Origin of the sequence: Acinetobacter lwoffii, assembly GCF_019048525.1 — a bacterium.
Lineage (GTDB): Bacteria > Pseudomonadota > Gammaproteobacteria > Pseudomonadales > Moraxellaceae > Acinetobacter > Acinetobacter lwoffii_K.
Genome location: NZ_CP077369.1, coordinates 203,705 through 227,551 on the forward strand (window position 1 = coordinate 203,705; position 23,847 = coordinate 227,551).

Annotated in this window: 19 protein-coding genes and 5 tRNA genes; 8 read left to right on the plus strand and 16 right to left on the minus strand. The window is 45.1% G+C overall.

Annotated features, from left to right (window positions below; genetic code table 11):
* Positions 1-144 precede the first annotated feature (144 nt).
* From I6L24_RS00955 to secA, 8 genes are all read right to left on the minus strand, one after another.
* Positions 145-221 (minus strand) — tRNA-Pro (locus I6L24_RS00955).
* Between the two features lie 17 nt (positions 222-238).
* A tRNA-His gene (locus tag I6L24_RS00960) sits at positions 239-314 on the minus strand.
* Between the two features lie 33 nt (positions 315-347).
* Positions 348-424 (minus strand) — tRNA-Arg (locus I6L24_RS00965).
* 34 nt (positions 425-458) lie between these two features.
* Positions 459-535, minus strand: a tRNA-Pro gene (locus I6L24_RS00970).
* Positions 536-686: 151 nt separating this feature from the next.
* Entirely contained in the window at positions 687-1,754 is a 1,068-nt protein-coding gene (gene nadA / locus I6L24_RS00975) for a quinolinate synthase NadA (RefSeq protein WP_044108476.1), read from the minus strand.
* A 153-nt stretch (positions 1,755-1,907) separates the two neighbouring features.
* On the minus strand, positions 1,908-3,128 hold the full coding sequence (gene argJ / locus I6L24_RS00980) for a bifunctional glutamate N-acetyltransferase/amino-acid acetyltransferase ArgJ (RefSeq protein WP_005248020.1): 1,221 nt from the start codon (positions 3,126-3,128) through the stop codon (positions 1,908-1,910).
* Positions 3,129-3,287: 159 nt separating this feature from the next.
* Positions 3,288-3,641: a hypothetical protein gene (locus I6L24_RS00985; RefSeq protein ID WP_005106111.1), complete on the minus strand. Its 354-nt coding sequence runs from the start codon at positions 3,639-3,641 to the stop codon at positions 3,288-3,290.
* 138 nt (positions 3,642-3,779) lie between these two features.
* Positions 3,780-6,506 carry a preprotein translocase subunit SecA gene (secA, locus tag I6L24_RS00990; protein ID WP_216986282.1) on the minus strand — a complete coding sequence of 909 codons (2,727 nt, stop codon included), beginning with the start codon at positions 6,504-6,506 and terminating at the stop codon, positions 3,780-3,782.
* A 332-nt stretch (positions 6,507-6,838) separates the two neighbouring features.
* Between secA and I6L24_RS00995 the strand changes: the two genes are divergently transcribed.
* Both I6L24_RS00995 and I6L24_RS01000 read left to right on the plus strand, forming a co-directional pair.
* Positions 6,839-7,480: a peroxiredoxin gene (locus I6L24_RS00995; RefSeq protein WP_216986283.1), complete on the plus strand. Its 642-nt coding sequence runs from the start codon at positions 6,839-6,841 to the stop codon at positions 7,478-7,480.
* 313 nt (positions 7,481-7,793) lie between these two features.
* On the plus strand, positions 7,794-8,396 hold the full coding sequence (locus I6L24_RS01000; RefSeq protein ID WP_213686888.1) for a dual specificity protein phosphatase family protein: 603 nt from the start codon (positions 7,794-7,796) through the stop codon (positions 8,394-8,396).
* Here the strand turns inward: I6L24_RS01000 and I6L24_RS01005 are convergent.
* From I6L24_RS01005 to trpA, 4 genes are read right to left on the minus strand one after another with little or no spacing between them, the layout of a single operon-like run.
* The gene (locus I6L24_RS01005; protein WP_216986284.1) at positions 8,393-9,436 is read right to left on the minus strand and encodes an SPOR domain-containing protein; all 1,044 of its coding nucleotides are present in this window, start codon (positions 9,434-9,436) and stop codon (positions 8,393-8,395) included. The genes I6L24_RS01000 and I6L24_RS01005 overlap by 4 nt on opposite strands.
* The gene (gene folC, locus I6L24_RS01010; protein ID WP_216986285.1) at positions 9,433-10,716 is read right to left on the minus strand and encodes a bifunctional tetrahydrofolate synthase/dihydrofolate synthase; all 1,284 of its coding nucleotides are present in this window, start codon (positions 10,714-10,716) and stop codon (positions 9,433-9,435) included. Before folC ends, I6L24_RS01005 begins: the two co-directional genes overlap by 4 nt.
* Positions 10,713-11,609, minus strand: coding sequence for an acetyl-CoA carboxylase, carboxyltransferase subunit beta (gene accD, locus I6L24_RS01015; RefSeq protein WP_216986286.1), 897 nt, complete (start codon positions 11,607-11,609; stop codon positions 10,713-10,715). The genes folC and accD overlap by 4 nt, the downstream gene beginning before the upstream one ends.
* Positions 11,606-12,409 carry a tryptophan synthase subunit alpha gene (trpA, locus tag I6L24_RS01020; RefSeq protein ID WP_191112608.1) on the minus strand — a complete coding sequence of 268 codons (804 nt, stop codon included), beginning with the start codon at positions 12,407-12,409 and terminating at the stop codon, positions 11,606-11,608. The genes accD and trpA overlap by 4 nt, the downstream gene beginning before the upstream one ends.
* A gap of 365 nt (positions 12,410-12,774) precedes the next feature.
* On the opposite strand from trpA, the gene I6L24_RS01025 reads away from it, so the two are divergent.
* Complete coding sequence (locus I6L24_RS01025) at positions 12,775-14,109, plus strand: Na+/H+ antiporter NhaC family protein (protein WP_004645172.1); 1,335 nt, start codon at positions 12,775-12,777, stop codon at positions 14,107-14,109.
* 48 nt (positions 14,110-14,157) lie between these two features.
* Here I6L24_RS01025 and I6L24_RS01030 read toward each other — a convergent pair whose 3' ends face one another.
* Entirely contained in the window at positions 14,158-15,195 is a 1,038-nt protein-coding gene (locus I6L24_RS01030; RefSeq protein WP_216986287.1) for a helix-turn-helix transcriptional regulator, read from the minus strand.
* A 142-nt stretch (positions 15,196-15,337) separates the two neighbouring features.
* Between I6L24_RS01030 and I6L24_RS01035 the strand changes: the two genes are divergently transcribed.
* The gene (locus I6L24_RS01035) at positions 15,338-16,216 is read left to right on the plus strand and encodes a metal-dependent hydrolase (RefSeq protein ID WP_004645170.1); all 879 of its coding nucleotides are present in this window, start codon (positions 15,338-15,340) and stop codon (positions 16,214-16,216) included.
* 62 nt (positions 16,217-16,278) lie between these two features.
* On the opposite strand, the gene I6L24_RS01040 is transcribed toward I6L24_RS01035, so the two are convergent.
* Both I6L24_RS01040 and I6L24_RS01045 read right to left on the minus strand, forming a co-directional pair.
* On the minus strand, positions 16,279-17,271 hold the full coding sequence (locus I6L24_RS01040) for a DUF2804 domain-containing protein (RefSeq protein ID WP_005252817.1): 993 nt from the start codon (positions 17,269-17,271) through the stop codon (positions 16,279-16,281).
* A 136-nt stretch (positions 17,272-17,407) separates the two neighbouring features.
* Entirely contained in the window at positions 17,408-17,917 is a 510-nt protein-coding gene (locus I6L24_RS01045) for a DUF1543 domain-containing protein (protein ID WP_216986288.1), read from the minus strand.
* Positions 17,918-18,401: 484 nt separating this feature from the next.
* Between I6L24_RS01045 and I6L24_RS01050 the strand changes: the two genes are divergently transcribed.
* Positions 18,402-20,633 (plus strand): NADP-dependent isocitrate dehydrogenase, encoded by a 2,232-nt coding sequence (locus tag I6L24_RS01050; protein ID WP_005252821.1) that lies wholly within the window; start codon positions 18,402-18,404, stop codon positions 20,631-20,633.
* A gap of 258 nt (positions 20,634-20,891) precedes the next feature.
* On the opposite strand, the gene I6L24_RS01055 is transcribed toward I6L24_RS01050, so the two are convergent.
* Positions 20,892-20,978 (minus strand) — tRNA-Leu (locus tag I6L24_RS01055).
* A gap of 167 nt (positions 20,979-21,145) precedes the next feature.
* Here I6L24_RS01055 and queA point away from each other — a divergent pair.
* The 3 genes from queA to I6L24_RS01070 are packed head-to-tail and all read left to right on the plus strand — an operon-like array spanning position 21,146 to position 23,844.
* The gene (queA, locus tag I6L24_RS01060; protein WP_216986289.1) at positions 21,146-22,180 is read left to right on the plus strand and encodes a tRNA preQ1(34) S-adenosylmethionine ribosyltransferase-isomerase QueA; all 1,035 of its coding nucleotides are present in this window, start codon (positions 21,146-21,148) and stop codon (positions 22,178-22,180) included.
* A 16-nt stretch (positions 22,181-22,196) separates the two neighbouring features.
* Positions 22,197-23,225 (plus strand): hypothetical protein, encoded by a 1,029-nt coding sequence (locus I6L24_RS01065; protein ID WP_216986290.1) that lies wholly within the window; start codon positions 22,197-22,199, stop codon positions 23,223-23,225.
* Between the two features lie 49 nt (positions 23,226-23,274).
* Positions 23,275-23,844 (plus strand): LemA family protein, encoded by a 570-nt coding sequence (locus tag I6L24_RS01070; RefSeq protein ID WP_004645163.1) that lies wholly within the window; start codon positions 23,275-23,277, stop codon positions 23,842-23,844.
* The last annotated feature ends 3 nt before the right edge of the window (positions 23,845-23,847 follow it).

Below are 23,847 nucleotides of genomic sequence, written 5' to 3' on the forward strand. Positions count from 1 at the left end.
TAGATGAAAAATAATTTAATAGGGATTCGAGCATTCATCATGATAGCCACCGATAACAATTGTATATTTTTTATTCACATTGGATTTCAGGCATAAAAAAACCGCTTAACGCGGTATCTTTTATCTCGACCATCTTGAAGGAGATGGTCGGAGCAGTAGGATTCGAACCTACGACCCCCTGGTCCCAAACCAGGTGCACTACCAGGCTGTGCTATGCTCCGATTTCAACTTTAAAAGTTGGGGTGAATGACGGGATTCGAACCCGCGACAACTGGAATCACAATCCAGGGCTCTACCAACTGAGCTACATCCACCATCATTTTGATTCTTAACATCAAGCGACCAAATGGCGCGCCTGACAGGATTCGAACCTGTGACCATCCGCTTAGAAGGCGGATGCTCTATCCAACTGAGCTACAAGCGCGTTACTGATGCAAACATCATTTGCCTTGAAGAATTGGTCGGAGCAGTAGGATTCGAACCTACGACCCCCTGGTCCCAAACCAGGTGCACTACCAGGCTGTGCTATGCTCCGATTCATCTCAGCTTTCGTATCGAACATCGTTCGGTACGGTGTGCATTCTAGGCGCGACGCCCGGAGACGTCAACACCTATATTTAAAAAAAACCGAAAAAACGCTTCAAGCGTTTATTTATCAATCGCTTCAGACATTTTTTATACAAATTTTAACGTTTTAGTCCGGCACTAAAGTTCAGCATGCGATCTAGAGGCAGTTTAGCTCGTTCAGCAAGTACCGGATCGACATGCACTTCCTGATCTTTATGCTGTAACACATGCAAGATACCATCCAGCTCGTTCATGGCCATCCAAGGACAATGCGCACAAGAACGACAAGTTGCCCCCTCTCCTGCGGTTGGTGCTTCAATCAGAATTTTATCCGGCACTGCCTGCTGCATTTTATAAAAAATACCGCGATCAGTAGCTACGATTAAACGCTGATTTGGCAAAGTTTGTGCTGCTTTAATTAATTGTGAGGTACTACCCACCGCATCGGCAATCTCGACCACAGACATCGGTGATTCGGGATGTACCAGAACTGCCGCATCTGGATAGAGCGCTTTCATATTGGCAATACCGCGTGAACGGAATTCTTCATGCACGATACAGGCGCCATCCCAGAGCAACATCTCTGCACCGGTTTTTTTCTGGATATAACGACCCAGATGCTGATCTGGTGCCCAGATGATTTTTTCGCCCAGACTGTCCAGATGTTCGATAATTTCCACTGCACAACTTGAAGTGACGACCCAATCGGCTCGGGCTTTCACGGCCGCTGACGTGTTGGCATAAACCACTACGGTATGATCCGGGTGCGCATCGCAAAAAGCGGTAAACTCATCGACAGGACAACCTAAGTCCAGTGAACAGGTCGCTTCCAAAGTTGGCATCAGCACGGTTTTATTGGGTGAAAGAATTTTAGAGGTTTCGCCCATAAATTTCACACCAGCTACCACAAGCGTTGAAGCTGGATGATCGCGACCAAAACGCGCCATTTCCAGTGAATCGGAAACACAGCCCCCCGTCAGTTCAGCCAGTTCTTGCACTTCAGGATCACAATAATAATGCGCCACCAAAACAGCATCCTGTTTTTCCAGCTCTGCCTTGATCTGTGCAAATTTGTCCAATTTTTCCTGCTGGCTCATTTGATGTTCTTGTGGAACACCTAAACGATCTAAATGCGCCTGCACAATCGATTTAGCTTCATTGGCTATTAATTTGGTCGCATCATTCATAACAACTCTTACTCTACCCTCATGGTTCACTATTCAATGAACCTTTCACCCTACATCCCGGTCAGCTCTGGCGAAGTGCTATTTTTGACCAGTCATTAAAAACTACAAGATATAAAAAAAGCCCCACAACGGAGGCTTTAGAAACGATCTGAATTATGAGCGATAATCTGCATTGATTTTTACGTAGTCATACGACAGGTCACAGGTATAAACCGTATCTTTTGCCTGACCTCGTCCAAGATCAACACGAATCGTCATTTCAGCCTGGGCCATCACACGTGCACCGGCTGCTTCAGTATAGTCTGCTGCCGCACCACCATCTTTACAGATTTGTACATCATCTAACCAAACCTGAATTTTTGCAACGTCTAAATTCGGTACACCGGCATAACCAATCGCTGCCAGAATACGCCCCCAGTTTGGATCAGAAGCAAAGATTGCGGTTTTGACCAGCGGTGAATGCGCAATGCTATAGGCAATATCGCAGCACTCTTGAGTATTGCCACCACCTTCTACAGTCACGGTAATGAATTTAGTCGCACCTTCACCATCACGTACAATCAGTTGCGCAAGGCGTTTCATGGTACGTGTCAATACGTCTAGCACCACTGCATAACGTGGATCTTCAGTCGAAGTGATTTCAGCACCACCGGCCTGACCTGTGGCAATAAAAATACACGAGTCATTAGTTGAGGTATCGCCATCAATTGTAATACGGTTAAACGATACATTGACTGTTTCAGTTAATAACTGTTGAACCAGTTCACGGCTGATCGGTGCATCCGTCGCAACATAGCCCAGCATGGTCGCCATATTCGGGCGAATCATGCCTGCACCTTTGGAAATACCGGTCATGGTATAAGTCACACCATCCAGCTCGAACTGTTCTGACGCTCCTTTCGGAGTGGTATCTGTGGTCATGATTCCAGTCGCTGCATCGCCCCAGGCATCATCACGCAATGAATCCAGCGCAGGCTGTAAACCTGTAAGCAAACGCTCCATTGGAAGCTGCTCACCAATCACACCAGTCGAGAATGGCAACACTTCAGCAGCCTGTACGCCTGCAAGTTCAGCTAACTTGGCACAGGTGGCTTCTGCATTTGCCATGCCTATAGGACCTGTTCCTGCATTGGCATTGCCGGTATTGATTACCAGGTAACGTGGATTTCCCGCTTGCAAATGTGCTTTGGATACATGCACAGGTGCTGCACAAAAGGCATTCTGGGTAAACACCCCAGCAACATTGGAGCCTGCAGCCAGTTCAAATATCACCAGGTCACGTCGGTTCTGATAGCGCACATAGGCTTCAGCCGAACCAATTTTAACCCCTTTCACCACATGCATCTGTGGCATAGATACGTCACCAACTGCCATTTTAAAGTCCAATATTGAAGTTTTAGAAAAATACAGCTTAGTTGATCTGCAACAAAAAATCGAGCCAAAGCCTGAGCCAGCCTGAGATTTGTTATGGGTTTTCACAATAAAAAACCAGTCATCAAGACTGGTTTCTACGTTTTTAAAATTAAGATATTTTTAATTTTGTGCAAGTTGTCCAGATTCGCTTAGTAAAGCCTGTTTCGCTTGTTGTTGACTTGCACTAGAAAGTGCAGGATTAGTAGCAACAATACGGTCTGCATTTGCCGCATTAGCAGCTGCAATCGCAGCGGTCTGCAACACAATCGGACGATTCTGATTGGCAAAGGTATAACGGATGCCGGTACGTGGGCTTGCCACAGTCACTTGTGCATCGGTACGTTGTACTTGAGCAGTAGTCGTACCCACCGCTTGCTGAACTTTATCAATTGTTGTGGTCGCTGCAGTTTGTGCAAAACTTAAGGCAGGCGTTGCCAAAGCGGCAATTATGAGCGTTTTTAATACTTTTTTCATTCAGGTTATTCCACTTTGAGGTGTTGAATGAGCCATTAAATAGCATTTAATTCCTAAGACTGCAAACAGTATTCAATTTCTGAAAAATCTTCATACATAAAAAAATCAGAGCCATGGGGCTCTGATTTTTAATAGCGTTTAGATCTTGCCATGACATTGTTTATATTTCAGGCCTGAACCACATGGACAAGGCGCATTACGACTTGCCGGTGCTTCAAAGACTGGCGCCACCGAATTTGCCTGAGCATTTTGTTCAGTAGTGTTTTCATGTTCGCCTGCCAGCAAACCGTCAAACTCTTCATGAGATAACTGCAAACGCATTGCCTCAGCCTGTGCCTGCTGCTGTGCTTCCATTTCCGCCAGCTCTTCAGGTGTCGGTACGTGGATGCGCGACAGATCTGTCACGACATCTGACTTGATCGTACCGAGCATGTTTACAAACAGGTTATAAGCTTCTTTTTTATATTCCTGCTCTGGATTCTTCTGCGCATAACCACGTAAATGAATACCTTGACGCAAGTAATCCATAGCCGCCAGATGCTCTTTCCAATGACGGTCCAGAGAATTCAGCATAAAGTGGCGTTCAAGCGATGCTGCAGATTCCTCGCCCATTTGTTCACGACGTGAACGGTAGCGGTTCAGCACTTCGTCGGTAATGCGGACCACCAAGGCTTCTTCATCCAGACGACGGTCCTGTTCCAGCCATTGTCCAATAGGAAGATCCATCGAAAGATCTTCACGCAGCGCCAGTTCCAGGCCTTCAATATCCCACTGGTCATGAATCGATTCAGGTGGAATATAGTTGGCGATCACACCCTGCATCACTTCACGGATCATTTCTTCAATATAATCCTGCAGTGAATTTTCTGCCAGAATGTCATCACGCTGACTATAAATAATCTTACGCTGTTCGTTATTCACGTCATCGTATTTCAGCAAGTTCTTACGAATATCGAAGTTACGTGCTTCCACTTTACGCTGCGCATTTTCAATCGAGCGAGACACCATTTTGTGCTCAATTGCTTCATCTTCCTGCAAGCCCATGGCACGCATCATGCCAACCACGCGATCTCCGGCGAAAATACGCATCAAGTCATCTTCAAGTGACAGATAGAAGCGTGATACACCCGGGTCACCCTGACGACCAGAACGACCACGCAGCTGGTTATCGATACGGCGTGATTCATGACGTTCAGAACCGATAATATGCAAACCGCCCGAATCTAGAACAGATTGGTGACTAACATCCCATTCTGCTTTCAGACGCGCTTCATCTTCAGCTGTCGGGTTTTCAATTTTGGCCAGCAAGGCTTTCCAGTTACCACCCAACAAAATGTCGGTACCACGACCCGCCATGTTAGTAGCAATGGTCACTGCACGCGGCGCACCGGCTTGCGCGATAATATCCGCTTCACGTTCATGCTGTTTGGCATTCAATACTTCATGCGTGATACCTGCCGCTTTTAGCTTATCCGACAGAATCTCAGAGGCTTCAATGGTTGCTGTACCGATCAGAATTGGCGCAACACCCGCTTCATGCACACGCTGAATTTCTTGAATAATCGCGTTATATTTTCCTTCACGATTTAAGTAAATTAAATCGTTATGGTCTTGACGAATCATTGGACGGTGAGTCGGAATCAGCACCACGTCCAGACCATAAATTTCCTTCATTTCCGCTGCTTCAGTATCAGCAGTACCGGTCATACCGGACAGTTTTTTATACAGACGGAAATAGTTCTGGAAGGTTGTAGTCGCTAGAGTCTGGTTTTCCGGCTGGATTTCCAGACCCTCTTTGGCTTCTACGGCTTGATGCAAACCTTCAGACCAACGACGTCCCGGCATGGTACGACCGGTATTTTCATCGACAATAATCACTTCACCGTCATTGATGATGTATTGCACATTGCGTTGATAGAGATAATGCGCACGGATCGCTGCAGTGACATGATGCAACAGGTTCAGGTTCGACGCTGAATACAAGCTCTCGCCTTCTGCCAACAAGCCCATTTCAATCAGTTCACTTTCAATGGTTTCAAAACCTACTTCAGTAATTTCAACTGAACGCTGTTTTTCATCAATCCAGAAGTGACCGCCATCCGGCACTTTCTCTTCTTTCTGTGCCTGTAATTTTGGTGGAATATTATTGATGGCTGCATAAAGCTGTGAAGAATCTTCACTTTGACCGGAAATAATCAACGGGGTACGTGCTTCATCAATCAGGATCGAATCGACCTCATCGATAATCGCATAGGTCAAACCACGCTGCTTTTTCTCTGCTAGCGAGAACACCATGTTGTCACGCAGGTAGTCAAAGCCAAATTCGTTATTGGTACCGTAAGTAATATCGGCACGATAAGCTTCAGCTTTTTCCATCGGATTTTGCATGGAATAAATAATGCCGATGCTTAGACCTAAAAATTCGAATAATGGACGGTTCAACTCGGCATCACGTTGCGCCAGGTAATCGTTCACGGTAATGACATGCACGCCCTGACCACTGATGGCATTCAGATAACAGGCCAAAGTACCCATCAGGGTTTTACCTTCACCGGTACGCATTTCTGCGATTTTGCCTTCGTGCAAGGTAATACCACCGATCAGCTGCACGTCATAATGACGCATGCCCATCACCCGCTTCGCGGCTTCACGACAGACTGCAAATGCTTCAGGCAGTAATTTATCGAGGGTTTCACCCTTATTATATCGTTGTTTGAATTCTTCAGTTTTTGCAGATAAGTCTGCATCGTTAAGGGTAGATATCGTCGGCTCGAGCACATTAATCTTGTCTACGATTTTACGCATGCGTTTGAGTTCGCGCTCATTTTTGGTACCGAAGATTCCTCCGATCAGACTTGCCAACATGAATAGACTCTCTAAATCTTGCTTGTCAAATGAATATGTTCTTAGTCGTTATTATGGTGCTAGAAATTTGAACTACAAGGGTTTTGCTGTAAAACCGCTAAAAAAATCTGATCCTTAGTTCTAGCCCTAAGATCTAAGGCAAAGTAATGTAGCAAATTTTCCCTGTGCAACATAGTCAATTAAGTGACTGATTTTTGCGCTTCTGGATAGATGGATATCTCACTTATGCAATTTACTCATAAAGAAAGCAAAAAACACTATTTTTAATCATAAAAAAATTGGTTCATATTAAATCGTATCTCGACATTAAAAGACCAATTGAGGCTAAAAAGATGAGTTTACGTTTAGGCGATACCGCACCGAATTTTGAACAGCAATCCAGTGAAGGCCTGATTAATTTTTATGACTTTCTGGGTGATAGCTGGGGCATTTTATTTTCACACCCTGCCGACTATACACCGGTATGTACGACTGAACTTGGCTATACCGCAAAACTTAAAGATGAGTTTGCAAAACGTGGTGTTAAAGCGATTGCCTTGTCGGTCGATAATGTGGAGTCACATCATGGCTGGATTAAAGATATTAATGAAACCCAGAACGCCACGGTGAATTTCCCGATCATTGCCGATCAGGATCGTAAAGTTTCCGAGCTATATGACTTTATTCATCCAAATGCCAGTGAAACTCTAACGGTTCGTTCTTTAGTGGTCATTGATCCCAATAAAAAAGTCCGTTTGATTATTACTTATCCTGCATCGACCGGCCGTAATTTCCATGAAATCTTGCGTGTGGTGGACTCCCTGCAACTCACCGATAGCCATAAAGTAGCAACGCCTGCGAACTGGCAGCATGGTGATGATGTTGTGATTATCCCTTCACTGAAAGATGAGGAAGAAATCAAGCAACGTTTTCCAAAAGGTTATACAGCGGTCACGCCTTACCTGCGCTTAACGCCCCATCCTGAGCAAGGATAAGCAGAGCACTGCTCTGCCCTGAGGAATATATTCCGCAAGAAGGTGAGAAGCTATGCTTCGAGCAACAAATTAAAAGGACTCCTTTTTAATTTTGCGCAAGACAAGCGAAGCGCGTAGCACAGGATAAGATGGAGCTCGTAGTAAAGAATAAGAGAAACTCTATTTTTCCAGATTTTATGTTTTATCGAATACGACATTGACGTGCCACGGATTCGATTTGTTGATACAGCCTGTCTTCGGATAGGCTTTTTTATATTCAAAATTCCATATCCACTTTAAACTTGAAATAACAAAAACAACATCTATGCTCTGTATGAAAATCTGCATATTTCCAATCCTGATGAGCTGCCTCCTGACAGGTTGTATGACCACGCCGGCCCTGCCTGAACCTCAACGTCCTCAGCATTGGGGACAGCCCATTCATCAGAATCATAATTTTCATCAAATCAGCAATTTTGTCTATCGTAGTGAGCAGCCTTCAACTGAACTCATTCCTTTATTAAAAAAGCATCAAATCGATGTAGTTATTAATTTACGTTCACGGGATCAAGACAGCTTTGTTTTGAGCAATGAAAACTTTCAGCTACATCATGTACCCATACATACCTGGGCAATTGATCGGGAAGATTTATTGAAAATTATGCTACTGATTCAGCAAGCACAACAAAATCACCAAAAGGTGCTCCTGCATTGTTATCACGGTTCAGACCGCACTGGTGCAAGTGTCGCCATGTACCGAATTATTTTTGAACATTGGCCGATTGAGCAGGCGCTACAGGAAATGAAACATGGCGGTTATGGCTTTCATGCCATTTGGAGCAATATCGAAAAGTTATTCACGCCTGAAAATGTAAAATGGATTCGCGAGCAACTCAAGAATCCATCTACAGAAACTTTGATTAATACAAAGAATTAACGCTTATCCAGCGGCACCCAGTCATTCACCCAAGCTGATTTCATATTCAGGCTGGCATCAGACGCAATTTTCTTACGAAGTGCATCTGCAGTCTCACGGTCTTTGGACGGCCCCACCATGATGCGTACACCTTTAGACGTTGAGCTTTTGGTGACCTTATAACCTTTGGCACGCAGTTTGGCTGCTACAGCATCCGCATTGGCTTCATTCGCTGCCAGTGCCACCTGTACCATCCATTGCTTGTCCTCTTCACCTTCCAGTAACTTACGCGCCTGCTCAGCTTCTGCTTTCTTCTTGGCTTCTTCGGCTGTAGCCTTTTTCTTGGCTTCTTCAGCTTTACGTTTTTCGTCAGCTTTACGTTTTTCCTCGGCAGCTTTACGTTCAGCTTCTTTCTTTTCAGCCGCTTTACGCTCTTCCTCGGTTTTACGTTTTGCTTCAGCCGCCTTACGTTCTGCTTCGGCTTTTTGCTGTTGCTCTAACTTGCGTTTTTCTTCAGCGGCTTTACTTTCAGCAGCTTTACGCTCTGCTTCTTTCTTGGCTGCGTCAGTAGAACTATTGGCTTTTTGTTGTACCAGCTGCTGCTGGGCTAACTTTTTTTCTTGCACCACTTTTTCTTCAGCCAGACGTTTCTGCTTGGCCTGTTCATCTTCCACCAGTTCTGGTGGAATATTATCGGAACTTTGCTGTCCCAGGCGGTGTGCATTCAGGGCAGCATATTCTTCAGCTGCTTTACGCGCAGCATCTGCTTCAGCCTGCTGTTGCATCGCTAAAAATTCGGCCGCACGCGCCTCCTGTTCTGCAACCGATTTTTCCCGGTCACGACGTTGCTGTTCAAGTAAACGCTTTTCTGTTTCCACATCGACCGTCAAAGAACCGAGCGAATGATTGCCTGTCTCTTTATTTTCAACTTCCGCAGCCTGTGCCGGATTTTGCTGACGGTCCTGATTGATTTCATCCTGGCCTTTCAGGAGTAATGCTGCCAATAAAACACCACCACCGAGTAAAACAACACCGCCCATCCAGCGCTGTTTGTTATTCATTGACATTCTTCCAAATACTCCCATACCGCTTCTAAGGTATGAAATGATCCACATACCAAAATCAGCTGATTATTATCTGTTTGATCCAGTGCTGATTTAAAAGCTAATTTTACATTGTCAAATTGTTCTACCGCCTCACCGTTTAAAGCATCAGCCAAAACTGTGACGTCTGCCGCACGTGGAACGGATAATGGTGCAATTTTCCACAATTGCACCGTGTCTTTCAATAACTTGACGACAGAATTTATATCTTTATCTGCCAGCATTGAAAATACACAAATGACTTCATTATATTTTTGATTGTAATTTAAATAATCTCGTAATTGTTTCAGTAGAAATTCGACCCCATGCGGGTTATGTCCTGCATCAAAAATCACGGTTTTATTCTGGATTTGACGGATTTCAAAACGTCCCGGCAATTTTGCCGTTTGAATGCCTTGTGCAATTGCCTGCTGGCTGACGTTTAATTCGCTCAGCAGAATGGCGGCCACGGCGGTAGAAATATTATCTAATGCCAGTGAACCTGTAGGGAGTTTTAAGGTCGTACCTGATGAAGCAAAAGCCCAGCTTTGGCCATCTTCAAAGGCTTCATAAAAATAATCCCGGTTGATTGCATACAAGGGTGCTTTACATTCTTGGGCTTTATTTAGAATGGCTTGCGGGATCTGTTGCTGTCCACCAAATACCACGGGAATATCCGGGCGAATAATTCCGGCCTTTTCAAAAGCAATTTTCTCAATGGTGTCACCAAGCCAGTCGGTATGATCCAGACCAATATTGGTAATTACCGCCACATCTGGATTGACCACATTGACCACATCCAGACGGCCGCCTAAACCCACTTCCAGTACCCAGACATCACAGCCTTGATCTTTAAAAATCACAAAAGCAGCCAGTGTGGTGGCTTCAAAGAAAGACAGGCTCAAACCGCATTCGCGACGAGCCTGATCGACCTGAACAAAAGCATCAATCAGCAACTGATCTTCCACTTCAATGCCGCGCAATTTAACACGCTCATTGAAACGGTACACGTGGGGGGATTGATATAGCCCGACCTTGAAGCCTTGCGCATTCAGGATCGCGGCCAGCGTGGTGGTGGTCGAACCCTTACCATTGGTTCCTGCCACCGTCAGCACTTTGGCCGCCGGACGTGTCACACCGAGCTTTTCAGCCACCGGAATAACCCGTTCCAGACCTAAATCAATACCCGTAACGTGAACATGGCTCCAATAATCGAGCCATGTACTTAAAGAATCTGTTGCTAGCGGTGCTGTGTTCAATGCAGGTTCATCAATTTCGTAACAATACGGTAAACTGTATCACGTAATGCGTGACGGTGAACAATCTGATCGATTACCCCATGATCAAGCAAATATTCCGCGCGCTGGAACGGTTCTTCCAGTTTTTCACGGACAGTTTGTTCGATCACTCGTTTACCGGCAAAGCCAATCATCGCCTTCGGTTCAGCCAGATGTACATCACCCAGCATCGCCAATGATGCAGTGACACCACCGTATACCGGATGCGTCAATACCACCACATAAGGCAGGCCTGCTTCTTTTAAACGCTGGATAGCAGCCGAAGTACGTGCCATTTGCATCAAGGATAACATGCCTTCCTGCATACGTGCACCGCCTGAAGCAGCAAAGCAGATCAAGGGCTGACGGGCTTCAATCGCACGCTCTGCCGCCTGAACAAAACGGTCACCGACCACTGTGCCCATAGAACCGCCCATGAAATCGAATTCAAATGCACAGGCAATCATTGGGACGTCTTTGAGCAGACCCTGAATCACGACCAACGCTTCGGTTTCGCCGGTTTTCTTTTGTGCTTCTGCCATACGCTCTGGATAAGCTTTGCTATCGACAAACTTTAATGGATCTTTAGCCTTAAACTCCTGACCCAGTTCAGTCTGTACCTGGTCAAAGAACCAGTTCAGGCGATCACGGGCTTTCATGCGTAAATGCTCATCACACTGCGGACAAACATAGGCATTAAATGACATCGCGGTACGGGTCACCAAAGCATGACATTCAGGACACTCGACCGTAGGCTCGGTAAATGTCGCTTTGTAGATCGTTTGCTCATCGGGTACATGAATGCCTGGAACAGTACGCTCCGTCCATGGGGTCGATGGGCTCAGAATTTTGCCTGATTTCAGTTGTTGACTCATACTAACTCATCGAGCGCTGCTCGAAGCTCCTTGACTTTATTCACCGTCGCAATAACGGCTTGTTCTGGTGCGAGCGTTGCAAACTGCTTTACAAACGCACTACCCACAATAACTGCATCGGCAGCAACACCCATCGCTTTCGCAGATGCAGCATCACTGATACCGAAACCTACGCCTACAGGAACATCAGTCACAGCTTTAATCTTTTGAATGCGTGCAGCGGCTTCAGAAACATCTAAAGTTGCTGCACCGGTCACGCCTTTCAGTGACACATAGTAAATAAAGCCGCTGGCCTGTTTTGCTACATGTTGAATACGTGCATCGGTTGAAGTTGGTGCCAGCAGGAAAATCTGATCCATGTCATATTTTTCCAGTACTTCACCCAGACTTTGTGCTTCTTCTGGTGGCAAGTCCACCAGCAACACACCGTCTACTCCACATTCATAGGCATAAGCCACAAACTTTTCATAGCCAATTACTTCAACCGGATTCAGATAACCCATCAGCACCACTGGTGTTTCGCGGTCTTTCAAGCGAAACTCTTTCACCATGTGCAGTGCATCCAGGGTATTGGTTCCACCAGCCAGAGCACGTTCAGCAGCTAGCGCAATCACCGGCCCATCGGCCATCGGATCCGAGAAAGGAAGTCCCAGCTCAATCACGTCGACACCCGCCTCCACCATCTCATGCAGCAAAGGCACTGTGACTTCTGGATGCGGATCACCCGCCATGACATAAGAAACTAAAGCTTTACGCTGTTGAGATTTAAGTTGTCCAAATCGTGTGGCTAAACGTGACATAGGGTGGTATTTTCCTTAACGTGTTTCAAACTTGAGGCATTGACTATGTAGAAATACAAGACATCGCATTGTAACGCTATTTTTTGTCCAATGAACAGTCTGCGATACCGACCTCGAGTACTTCATTTCCTGTGCGAAGATTTCAAAACAATTCGGAAGGGTCTATTTACGATTATTTTGATTTTTTTCACAATGATCAAAGATGCCTAATTTTGCTATTACCTAAAATCTTGAATATTTAGATAAACTTATTTTTATCATATAAAAATTAATAAAAATGTAGATGTTAGCGCATTCATTTAAAGTTTTCTGAAATAGCAAAACCTGCTTTATACTAGTCCTATTCTCTTACTTTTTTATCTCCTATGCAGACTGATTCTGAGGCTACAGTGCAGGCACGCGCCATTGCACTGCTGCCGCTTATTGTATTTTTAACCATATTTTTGGGTAGCGGGATCTATCATTCCCTGATCGGAACCGAGTTCGCGTTCTATCAGGTGAAAGCGCCTGTAGCTGCCCTGCCTGCGATTATCTTGGCTGCATTAGTGTATCGCGGCAAACTCAACCAGGGCATTGAGGAATTCCTTAGAGGTGCCAGTCATCCGAACTTAATTCTGATGTTTATGGTGTTTATGCTGGCCGGCGCCTTTGCCAGCGTCAGTAGCGCCATTGGCAGCGTCGACGCCACCGTGCAGATGGGCTTGTCAGTGATTCCACCCACATTTATTCTGCCGATGTTATTTGTGATCTCGGCCTTTATTGCCACGGCGATGGGTACCTCCATGGGCACCATTGCGGCCTGTGCGCCAATCGCTTTTGGTTTCACCCAGGTTACCGATATTGATGTGATTTATGCGATTGGTGCAGTGGTCGGTGGTGCCATGTTTGGTGATAACCTGTCCATGATCTCAGACACCACCATTGCGGCGACCACCAGCCAACGCGTACAACTGCGTGACAAGTTCAGGGTCAATGTCTGGATTGCGGTTCCAGCCTCAATCGTCACTATTTTGATTTACGTGTTGAGTACCAGTAGTAGCAATGCAGTGGAATACAAGGATTTTAACTGGCTTCTGGTTTTACCTTATATCGCCGTATTTATTTTAGCCTTTAGCCGTTTACACGTTCTGGCTGTACTGACCATTGGCGTACTACTTTCCGGCTTGTTTGGCCTGTTTGCCACAGCTGAATTTGATCTGCTCAAACTGAATACTTCAATTTATGATGGCTTTGTCGGCATGTTTGAAGTGGCGTTATTGTCGATGTTCCTGGGTGGCCTCTCGGCGATCATGCAACGAGAAGGCGGTTTACGCTGGCTGATCGAGCGCATTTATAGCTTGACCCGTCTATTTAAAGTTGGGAAGCAACGTGCCGGCGAAATCGGGATTAGTTTTCTGGTGGTGTTTTCGAATATCTTTGTGGCCAATAATACCGTGGCGATTATTCTATCTGGTGATATGGCGCGTGAAGTCGCCAAAGAATACGGGGTGGATCCCAAGCGTTCTGCGGCACTGATGGATATTTTCTCTTGCGTGGTACAGGGTTTAATTCCTTATGGCGCACAGTTACTACTGGCCTGTTCCATTGCAAAAATCTCGCCGGTTGAACTGATTGGTGGTGTGTACTATTGCTGGATTCTGGCCATTTTTGCGATTGCTGCGATCGCGTTTAGATTCCCTCAGGTGAAAGCAAGCACTTAATCCATCATCCTGCGAAAATAAAAAAGCGACCGATACCGGTCGCTTTTTTCAGCTTCGTGCTTTGTGTAACTGCCTTTTTCGCTCTAACAAGGTCTGTCCGGTGGCTGCCTTATAGGCCCGTGCCAAAGCAGACTGATCAGAATAATCCAGCTGCTCGGCAATCTCGGTCAGACCTAATCCCTGCTGCAACAACAGCTCGCAACGTTTAATCCGCTGCTGTTCCAGCAGTTTTTTAAATGAAGTGCCCTGTGTACTGAATAAGCGTTGCAAACTACGTGTCGACATCAACAACTGCCGGGCAAGCTGTTCAACTTTAATGGCCTGATGCTGGGTCCGCAGCTGTTCGGCAATCATTTGCTGCGCCTGTTGCAAATGATTTTCAAGGGGCGGCTTGGCTGCAATCGCCTGTTCTGCCTGATGAACCAGTAGCTGCAACAGCATTGGATCAGCCTGCTCAGACCCATGTGCCAGTCCTTGCAAATCCAGCTCTATGCCATAATAGTCCTGAGAAAATCTCACCTCACTGGCAAAAAACTTTTGATAATGCATTTGCCCCCTGTCGGGCGCATGGGCAAAACGTACACAGTGCAGTAACAGTTGATGATCCTGCAAAATGACACGCCCCAACTGCACCATCGCGGCCATGGTCAGCTCATTTAACAGATTATATTTTTTATCCAGATAGGCCCAAAATAATTCAAGACTGTGTTCACGCTGCTTCAATTGCAAAGGTACAAACTCACTGCCATCAATTACCAGTCGTTGAAAACGCATAATATGGCGGATCATTTCCGCAACGCTGCTGCTTCGCGAAGCCATATAACCGAGCACACCAAAATGTTCTGGACGAATGACCTGCACGATCTCGAAAATCAGCTGCGGACAGTTTAAATATTGCCGAGTTCTTAACAGAAGCTGATTTAATAATTCCAGCGGCACTTGCGTGGCAAAAGGCTGATCAATCAGGGTCGCAAGCGCTTCATGTACATCTTGCAGAAAATCAGCTTCCAAAGGCTCAATTTTCAGACTGCGTAGATAAGTCGCCCAAAGCTGAATATAACCATTGGATATTTTAATTTCTTGCATGCGCGCTTCTCGATGCCTGCTTTAGTCTGAGCAGTTTTATTTTCATTTGGCATAAAATGTATAAAAATTGGCAAGCATTGTCAAAACAATTGCGGCATTCCCCGACATACTGTCAGCATCGTCACAAAAAAGAATTCATAAGATGAATGCAGTATTAAAATCTTCAATAAAGCCCGTGGTCCGGACCCAGCTTGATTTTAAACTGGATGAAATCCCGCGCTACTGGTTTGGCGGTGACCCCTTTCTGACCCGCATGTTCGATGCCTTGAGCCTGACCTTTCCAGATGGCGAGCGTTATTTTATTCAGAGTGTGCGCCTGTTCCGCGATCAGATCACAGACCCGGAGCTGCAAAAACGTGTGGCAGATTTTATTCGTCAGGAAGCACAGCACGGCATTGCCCATGAAAAGATGAACCAGCTGATGCGTGAACAAGGCATGCCCGTCGATGATTTTATCGAACGTTTAAATAATATGTTCGCCTATGACCTCAAACATCGTTCAGCACAGTTCAATATTGCAACTACGGCAGCGGCAGAACACTTGACCGCGCTGATGGCTGAAACTTTTTACGGTCAGAAATCCACCTTAAAAGACGGCCATCCTTATGTACGTGCCATGTTTGCCTGGCATGCGATTGAAGAAATGGAACATCGTGATGTGGCTTTTGACGTGATGAAAGAGGTCGCAAAAACACCTGAATGGATGCGCAAAATGACCCTGCTCAGTACGACATTTTTGATGTTTAGTTATACCGCCTATCGCGCCAATGTCATGCTGAAACATGATGGCTTCAGTGTCTTAGAGCGTCTGCAAATGAACCTGAAAGGACTGCCCTGGTTGTTTGGCCGTAACGGCACCTTGACCCGCATGGGCCCACAATATCGGGACTGGTTTAAAAAAGACTTCCATCCTAGTCAGCATCCGGTTATTGCGCAATATGATGTCTGGGTAAAAACCTTAGCCGAAACCAATGACCCGATTCAGGCCGGTGAAGCCTTCTGGCAGGCCGCAAAAGATTAAGACCTAATTTAAAAGCCTTCAAAAATTGAAGGCTTTTAAATTAGGTCTTATGTCCTGCACTTTTACCATTTGGCATAATGCTGCTCAAGCAAGGCATATTCATTCAGTAAAATAATTTCCTGATCATCCTGCTGGATCGTTCCGGAAACCTTGGCTTGCCACTGACTAAACTGACTTCCGACCAGACGCAGGTTCAGATTTTCATAACGGCGCCAGCCTGTACTCACCATCAGATTCAATTTTTCATCCAGCGACTGAATCGTCCATTGGTTTTCCGATTCCTGCTGGAACAGCACATCGGCCAACGGATAAATCTTGCCATTGATCCACAGACAGTTCTCGTTGCCAAAACTTTCATTCACGCCCGAAGCCAGATTAAGCCCAATCCGATTATGGTTCACATCCCAGAAATTACAGGACAACCAGAACCAGGCCGTTTCCGGGCGCAAAAAGCCACAGGTATCATCCAGAGAAGCAAAGCTGCGTTCATTAAACTGAATGGTTTCACCCTGCTTGTTAATGAAAAAGCCTTCACAGCCCAAAGTGGTCAGTTTCTGAGTATAGGTCCAGCCATTGATGCCGGTCGGACTGCACATACTCAGTGGATCGGTTCCGGCACAGAAAATCCGGGCACTGAGTTTAATTTCGCCGTATTTGCTGACGTTGATATAACGCACGCCGTTGGCATGCTGGATATCGATCTGAAAAGGTGACTTATGGAAATAACTATGATTAAACAGTGGCTGCTCGTCCAGCACAGTGTTACGGGACAGGAAATTAATCGCATTCCATTCCAGCACTTCATTGCTCATATGGTTATAGACATAGACAAAACCATGTCCTGCCCATGCGATATCGGCAATTGCCAGTCCAATCGTATAATGCTCGTGCTGAATACTACAGAATTTGAATTTTTTATATTTTAGATGCTTACGCCAGCCTGACAGCACATGACCATAAGGATTTTTGTATTGATATGCCTGATAGTCAATACTTTTTGGAAGCTCCTTGAAACGTCCATAACGTGGTTGTCCATTTGCCTGAATTAAATCCATTTAAGACATTCCATCTCAGTCAAAACTGTTTTTCCTTGGCAGTATTATGCCGATTATTAAATTTTGATAAAGATTTTTTTAAGTCACTCGTCGAATCATTCAGCTAGCCCTAGGTTTAATTCAATCGCAAACTGCTTTAAATCGTGAGATAAGTATTTTCCCAACGATTGCCACTGAAACTACCCTCTAACAGTTCTACGTAGCGACCATAAACCTGATCAATGGCAATACAGTCATCTACATCCAGCACACGGTCAGTATGCTGTTTTTGCCAGTGCCGGGCGAAGTAAGCTTTGCCGCGCTGTTTAGCGACCATGGCATTCTGTGCAACCACCAGCACATAACGATGCAACTCTCCAAACTCACGTGGATCATAACCACCCAGATTAATCAGCCAAAGTTTTTCATCGGATTGCTGTGGCTGTGCATCAGTAAATTGCAGCGCATAGGACTTGCCTTCAAACTCTAGCCCGTTGATTTGCGCCCAGGCATCAATATGCAGACCTTTCTGTTCCGCAAACCAGGCATTTTTCAATTGCGGATAGGTATCTTCCAGACTCTCTCCTATTGCCAAAACCACATCATGAACTTCTGTATTGGCACGCGCATGACGACCACCGAGCATCACAATAAACAAGCTAGGCATTACATTTCCTTGTTAGCGTCAATCTTTAAGATCATTTCATTGATGCTTGCCAGTATAGCGCAAAGCTATTCCATGATGATGTAGCCATCTGCCAAGGACAAATTTGCATCATCAGCCTGACTGAATTTGCGCAAAACAGCATCCAGTCACTCGGTATCCATCTCCATATCGAGGATCAGTTTAAGCCTGTGTCAGGATCAAAAAACCATTTTCAGTGAATACAATTGGCTAGCGAATCATTTCCGATCATTTTCATCAGGATTTACAGCGATAGAGGATTATTTTTTTGTACAAAATACAAACACGGCTAAACCGCACAAATCTGTACAAATTTTCGCCCAAATTTCAATCTAAAGGCATATTTCGTTGACTGAAATGCGCTGAAAGACGATACTCTCAATGTTTTTATTTAAGCAAATCGGTTCAAAGAGGCTGGGCCAAAAGTTCGGTCCTCAGAAACTCAATCCAACGCAAGGGGCTATATATGGCTGGTGGAAAGTCAACTATCATTTACACACTGACCGACGAGGCGCCATTACTGGCGACTTATTCTCTGCTGCCGATCATTGAGACCTTTACTAAGCCAGCTGGCGTTGAGATCGTCAAAAGTGACATCTCTGTAGCTGTGCGCGTGCTCTCCGAATTTACAGATTACCTAAGCGAAGAGCAAAAGGTGCCTGACACTCTAGCTGAGCTAGGTCGTCTTACACAAGATCCAGACACGAACATTATCAAACTCCCAAATATCAGTGCTTCTGTTGGCCAGCTAACAGCGTGTATCAAGGAACTTCAGTCTAAAGGCTATGCAATCCCTGACTATCCTGAAAACCCGACCACTGAAGAAGAAAAAGCAATCAAGGCACGTTATAGCAAATGTCTTGGTTCAGCAGTAAACCCTGTTCTACGTGAAGGTAACTCAGACCGTCGTGCACCTGCTGCCGTTAAAAACTACGTGAAAAAACACCCGCACTCTATGAGCGAGTGGAAACAGTGGTCGCAAACTCACGTTTCACACATGGACGAAGGTGACTTCTACCACGGCGAAAAGTCGATGACTTTAGACCGCGCACGGAATGTAAAAATGGAATTGATCACCAAGTCTGGTGAAGCGATTGTTCTTAAGCCAAAAGTTGCGCTTCTGGACGGCGAAATCATCGATTCAATGTTCATGAGCAAGAAAGCACTTTGCGACTTCTACGAGAAAGAACTTGAAGACTGTCGTGAAGCAGGCATCCTGTTCTCTTTACACGTTAAAGCAACCATGATGAAGGTGTCTCACCCAATCGTATTTGGTCACTGTGTAAGAATCTACTACAAAGAAGCATTCGAAAAACATGGCAAGCTTTTTGATGAGCTTGGCATTAATGTCAATAACGGTATGGCGGGTCTTTACGAAAAGCTTGAAACTTTACCAACCTCTGTACGTGAAGAAATCATTGCTGATTTACATGCTTGTCAAGAACACCGTCCAGCTTTAGCGATGGTTGATTCTGCAAAAGGCATCACTAACTTCCATTCACCAAACGACGTGATTGTAGATGCTTCTATGCCTGCAATGATTCGTGGTGGCGGTAAAATGTGGGGCGCTGACGGCAAGCCTTACGACTGTAAAGCAGTCATGCCTGAATCAACTTTCGCACGTATTTACCAGGAAATGATCAATTTCTGTAAATGGAATGGCAACTTCGATCCAAAAACCATGGGTACTGTACCTAACGTTGGTTTGATGGCGCAAAAAGCGGAAGAATACGGTTCACACGACAAGACTTTCGAAATTCCTGAAGCAGGTGTTGCGAACATCACTGACCTAGAAACAGGCGAAGTGTTGATGTCACAAAACGTGGAAGAAGGCGATATCTGGCGTATGTGTCAGGTGAAAGACGCACCGATTCGTGACTGGGTGAAACTTGCAGTTACTCGTGCACGTAACTCTGGCATGCCAGCAATCTTCTGGCTTGACCCGTACCGTCCACACGAAAACGAACTGATCAAGAAAGTTGAAAAATACCTGAAAGATCATGACACCACTGGTCTTGATATCCAGATCATGTCACAAGTACGTGCAATGCGTTATACGCTTGAACGTGTTGCACGCGGTCTAGATACTATTTCGGTAACAGGTAACATCCTGCGTGACTACCTGACTGACTTGTTCCCAATCATGGAATTGGGTACATCTGCGAAAATGTTGTCTATCGTGCCGTTAATGGCGGGTGGCGGCATGTACGAAACAGGTGCAGGCGGTTCTGCTCCTAAACATGTACAGCAGTTAGTTGAAGAGAACCACTTACGTTGGGATTCACTCGGTGAATTCATGGCGTTGGCGGTATCTTTAGAAGAAATGGGTATTAAAGAAGGCAATGACAACATCAAGTTACTTGCCAAAACTTTAGACCGTGCAACTGGTAAATTACTGGATAACGACAAATCACCTTCTCGTCGTACAGGTGAGCTTGATAACCGTGGCAGCCATTTCTACCTGGCGAAATTCTGGGCTGAAGAACTTGCTGCTCAAGACGAAAATGCTGAATTGAAAGCGAAGTTTGCACCTCTTGCAAAAACTTTAGCTGAAAATGAAGAGAAAATCGTTGCTGAGCTTGCAGAAGTTCAAGGAAAATCAGTAGACATCGGTGGTTACTACGCTGTTGATCAAGAAAAAGTAAATGCAGTGATGCGTCCAAGTGCTACTTTGAATGCAGCACTTGCTACGATCTAAGCTTTTGCAAAACTGACTTGATCAGTAATGTAAAATAACAAAACCGGCGTCTAGGCGCCGGTTTTTTTATTTCTGATTGATGTATCAAAGTTATTCAATTAATCTATTTTTCGCTATAGATATAAATCATCATCTTACTGACAAAACCACTCAAATTCAGTCAAAAACCATTTTAAGAAATGATGAAAATAAATACTTTTAAATATACAGACAATAAAAAACCCCAAGACTGAATGTGCTTGGGGTTTTTTAGAATTTTGGTCCCGAGGGTCGGACTCGAACCGACACGTCATCTCTGACAGCGGATTTTGAGTCCGCCGCGTCTACCAATTTCACCACCTCGGGAGTGGATGAAAGGTATAATACGCGATTTCTCGGCACTGTCAACGCAGAATATTTACATTTGTTTATTTTTAAAACAAATGGCATTTTTTCGTTTTAAAATCGAGCAATTCCCGCTATAAAAAAGAAAAAAGTTTATACTAGCCGCAGTTTTTTTAGCGTAAATCATCATGCAACTTTCTGATTTTAATTTTGATCTCCCCGATGAGCTAATTGCTCGCTATCCACTGGAAACCCGCAGTGCCTCTCGCCTGCTGCACCTCGATACCCAAGGTCAATATCATGACCATCAATTTACTGACATTCTGGATTTACTTGAAGACGGCGACTTGTTGATATTGAATGACACCAAAGTCATGAAGGCCCGTTTAAAAGGTAAACGTGCTTCAGGCGGTGCGGTAGAAGTGCTGGTTGAGCGTATGCAAGATCGCTTTATTGCCTATTGCCATATCAAGGCCAGTAATACTCCGAAAGCCGGTGCAGAGCTTTTTATTGGCCCGGATGCAGTGAAAGTGATCGTACAAGGCCGTCATGAAAATCTGTTTATTGTAGAATTTTCACAACCAATTCTCGATGTGCTGGATCAATACGGCGCCTTGCCGATTCCGCCTTATTTCAACCGTGAAGCGGAAGAGATTGATACTGAACGTTATCAAACCGTGTTTAATGACCCGACCAAACTGGCCAGCGTTGCAGCACCTACTGCCAGCCTGCATTTTGATGCCGATCTGCTGGCAAAATTGGAAGCCAAAGGGATTCAAAAAACTTTTGTGACCCTACATGTTGGTGCAGGTACTTTCCTGCCAGTGCGTACCGATGATATTCAAAATCACATCATGCACAGCGAATGGTGCGACGTCCCTGAAACTGCGGTCGAGATGATTCGTCAGACTAAAGCCCGCGGTAATAAAGTCATTTCTGTAGGCACGACTGCCACCCGTGCAGTCGAAAGTGCAGCACAAGCACATAACGGTGAACTGGCAGCCTGGACAGGTGATACCCAGATTTTCATCTATCCGGGTTATCAGTTTAAAGTGGTCGATCGTTTGATCACTAACTTCCATTTACCAGAATCGACCCTGTTAATGCTTGTGTCTGCCTTGTCCAATCGTGACAATATTCTCAATGCTTATAAGCATGCAGTAGACAGCCAGTATCGCTTCTTCAGTTATGGCGATGCCATGCTGATTGATCAGGCGAAATAAGCGAGAACCATTGCCTATGCCGATCGAGTCTGTACAACAGTCCATTCATATTCGCCGCAAGAAAAATGCAGTGGTGTTTCAAAATATCGCTCGGCTTTGGGATCTGGGTCAACAGGCCAAAACGCATCAGCAATTGCTGGATGGGCTGCATCCCTGGAATGGCCCGATTACGCTCAAGTTTGAAAATAACCTGCCGCTTGCGCTTGCCGGAATTGGGCTTTTTCTGATTGGCAGCATTTTTATTGCGCCGGGAAATATCTGGATTCAGAGCAGTGTTTTTCTCGGCTGTCTCTGTATCTTCTGGGCCTATATTTGCTATGAACAGCAGCAACCCTTAGAGGAAGTCATTGCTTTTCTGGAAGAACAGGCACTGGCCAAGAAATATCAGCTTGCTTTTCAACAACAGCCGCAGCATATTTCCATGCCACTCAATCCCCTGTACTTTATCCGGCATTTAAAACAATTATTTCCAGTATTCAATCAAGGTTCGTTGAGTAATGAGATTCAGCGTTATGCCAGCACGGTCTGGGAAGATGAAAATGGCCAGCAACATCAGGTGCTACTGTTCCAATACCACTATATTGATGAAGTACAGGCCCGAAATAAGGAAGGTCAGCCAGTCAAACTGATGCAGGTCCATAAAGACCTGTGGGGCGTATTTGTGTTTGATATCCAGATTCAGGGACTGGCCGTTACGACTTCCAGAAAGAAATTTTATTATCCTTATAGCTATCCCTGGCACAGCAGCGATATTCGCACCAACCAGAGATTAAGCTTTTATGGCAGTGATCCGCTGCAAACTGCCAAATTACTCAGTCCGGGTTTTGTGCTGCGACTGGCCGATTTTTTTGAACAGCGTCAGGGTGATTTACTGTTTCATCCAGAAAATAAGATGCTGTGCTATCTAGGGCCCCATGATTTATTTCAGGTATCGAGCAAGCAGCAGAATATTAGCGATATTTCCACATTGCGCGGCCACCTGAGAACGTTTAAATTAAAACAGCTCGAAAACTTACAACATGATCTGCTGCAGTTTTTAAAATAAATTTTTCGCATCATTTTTAAAATATAGATATAGCTTGGGGAGATCTCGGATGGGATTTTTGATTTTATGTTTGATCATTGTGGCGCTGATTGTCACGATTATCATGATCCGCAACAGTATTGTCCGTCATCACAACGCCACGATTCGCGCCTGGTCGGATGTCGCCAGTTATGAACGGCAAAAACTGAAAATTCTGGATGGGCTGCAACCACTGGTTGAACAATACTCGAGTTTCGAAAAAGGTACGCTAGAAAAAGTCACCGAACTGCGTCAGAACATCATGAACCTGAATATCAAGGATGCCGATATTGGGCAGTTACAACGCATTGAAAGCCTGAATAAACAGTTGATGCACAGCCTGAATGTGGTGATTGAAAATTACCCGGAACTGAAAGCCAATGACATCTATCTGAAAATGATGGCTGAAATTGAAGAACAGAATGAAAATGTCGGTGCGGCGATTACCATTTATAATCGCAATGTCGAGCTGTTTAACAACCAGATCCAGATTTTTCCGCACAACATCATTAATAATATGTTACTCAGAAAAAAAGTGGTACGTCCATTCCGTGATCAAAGCGTGACACAGAATTTTGATTACCGTCCGAACTTTCACTGAGTG

What these genes read in the sequence shown, in the direction of transcription:
- secA (WP_216986282.1), bottom strand. Translation starts at nt 6,506, where the DNA reads ATGTTGGCAAGTCTGATCGGAGGAATCTTCGGTACCAAAAATGAGCGC.
- I6L24_RS01050 (WP_005252821.1), top strand. Translation starts at nt 18,402, where the DNA reads ATGGCTGGTGGAAAGTCAACTATCATTTACACACTGACCGACGAGGCG.
- I6L24_RS01065 (WP_216986290.1), top strand. Translation starts at nt 22,197, where the DNA reads ATGCCGATCGAGTCTGTACAACAGTCCATTCATATTCGCCGCAAGAAA.
- I6L24_RS00985 (WP_005106111.1), bottom strand. Translation starts at nt 3,641, where the DNA reads ATGAAAAAAGTATTAAAAACGCTCATAATTGCCGCTTTGGCAACGCCT.
- trpA (WP_191112608.1), bottom strand. Translation starts at nt 12,409, where the DNA reads ATGTCACGTTTAGCCACACGATTTGGACAACTTAAATCTCAACAGCGT.
- I6L24_RS01030 (WP_216986287.1), bottom strand. Translation starts at nt 15,195, where the DNA reads ATGCAAGAAATTAAAATATCCAATGGTTATATTCAGCTTTGGGCGACT.
- nadA (WP_044108476.1), bottom strand. Translation starts at nt 1,754, where the DNA reads ATGAATGATGCGACCAAATTAATAGCCAATGAAGCTAAATCGATTGTG.
- queA (WP_216986289.1), top strand. Translation starts at nt 21,146, where the DNA reads ATGCAACTTTCTGATTTTAATTTTGATCTCCCCGATGAGCTAATTGCT.
- argJ (WP_005248020.1), bottom strand. Translation starts at nt 3,128, where the DNA reads ATGGCAGTTGGTGACGTATCTATGCCACAGATGCATGTGGTGAAAGGG.
- I6L24_RS01045 (WP_216986288.1), bottom strand. Translation starts at nt 17,917, where the DNA reads ATGCCTAGCTTGTTTATTGTGATGCTCGGTGGTCGTCATGCGCGTGCC.
- I6L24_RS00995 (WP_216986283.1), top strand. Translation starts at nt 6,839, where the DNA reads ATGAGTTTACGTTTAGGCGATACCGCACCGAATTTTGAACAGCAATCC.
- I6L24_RS01025 (WP_004645172.1), top strand. Translation starts at nt 12,775, where the DNA reads ATGCAGACTGATTCTGAGGCTACAGTGCAGGCACGCGCCATTGCACTG.
- I6L24_RS01035 (WP_004645170.1), top strand. Translation starts at nt 15,338, where the DNA reads ATGAATGCAGTATTAAAATCTTCAATAAAGCCCGTGGTCCGGACCCAG.
- I6L24_RS01000 (WP_213686888.1), top strand. Translation starts at nt 7,794, where the DNA reads ATGAAAATCTGCATATTTCCAATCCTGATGAGCTGCCTCCTGACAGGT.
- I6L24_RS01040 (WP_005252817.1), bottom strand. Translation starts at nt 17,271, where the DNA reads ATGGATTTAATTCAGGCAAATGGACAACCACGTTATGGACGTTTCAAG.
- I6L24_RS01070 (WP_004645163.1), top strand. Translation starts at nt 23,275, where the DNA reads ATGGGATTTTTGATTTTATGTTTGATCATTGTGGCGCTGATTGTCACG.
- accD (WP_216986286.1), bottom strand. Translation starts at nt 11,609, where the DNA reads ATGAGTCAACAACTGAAATCAGGCAAAATTCTGAGCCCATCGACCCCA.
- I6L24_RS01005 (WP_216986284.1), bottom strand. Translation starts at nt 9,436, where the DNA reads ATGAATAACAAACAGCGCTGGATGGGCGGTGTTGTTTTACTCGGTGGT.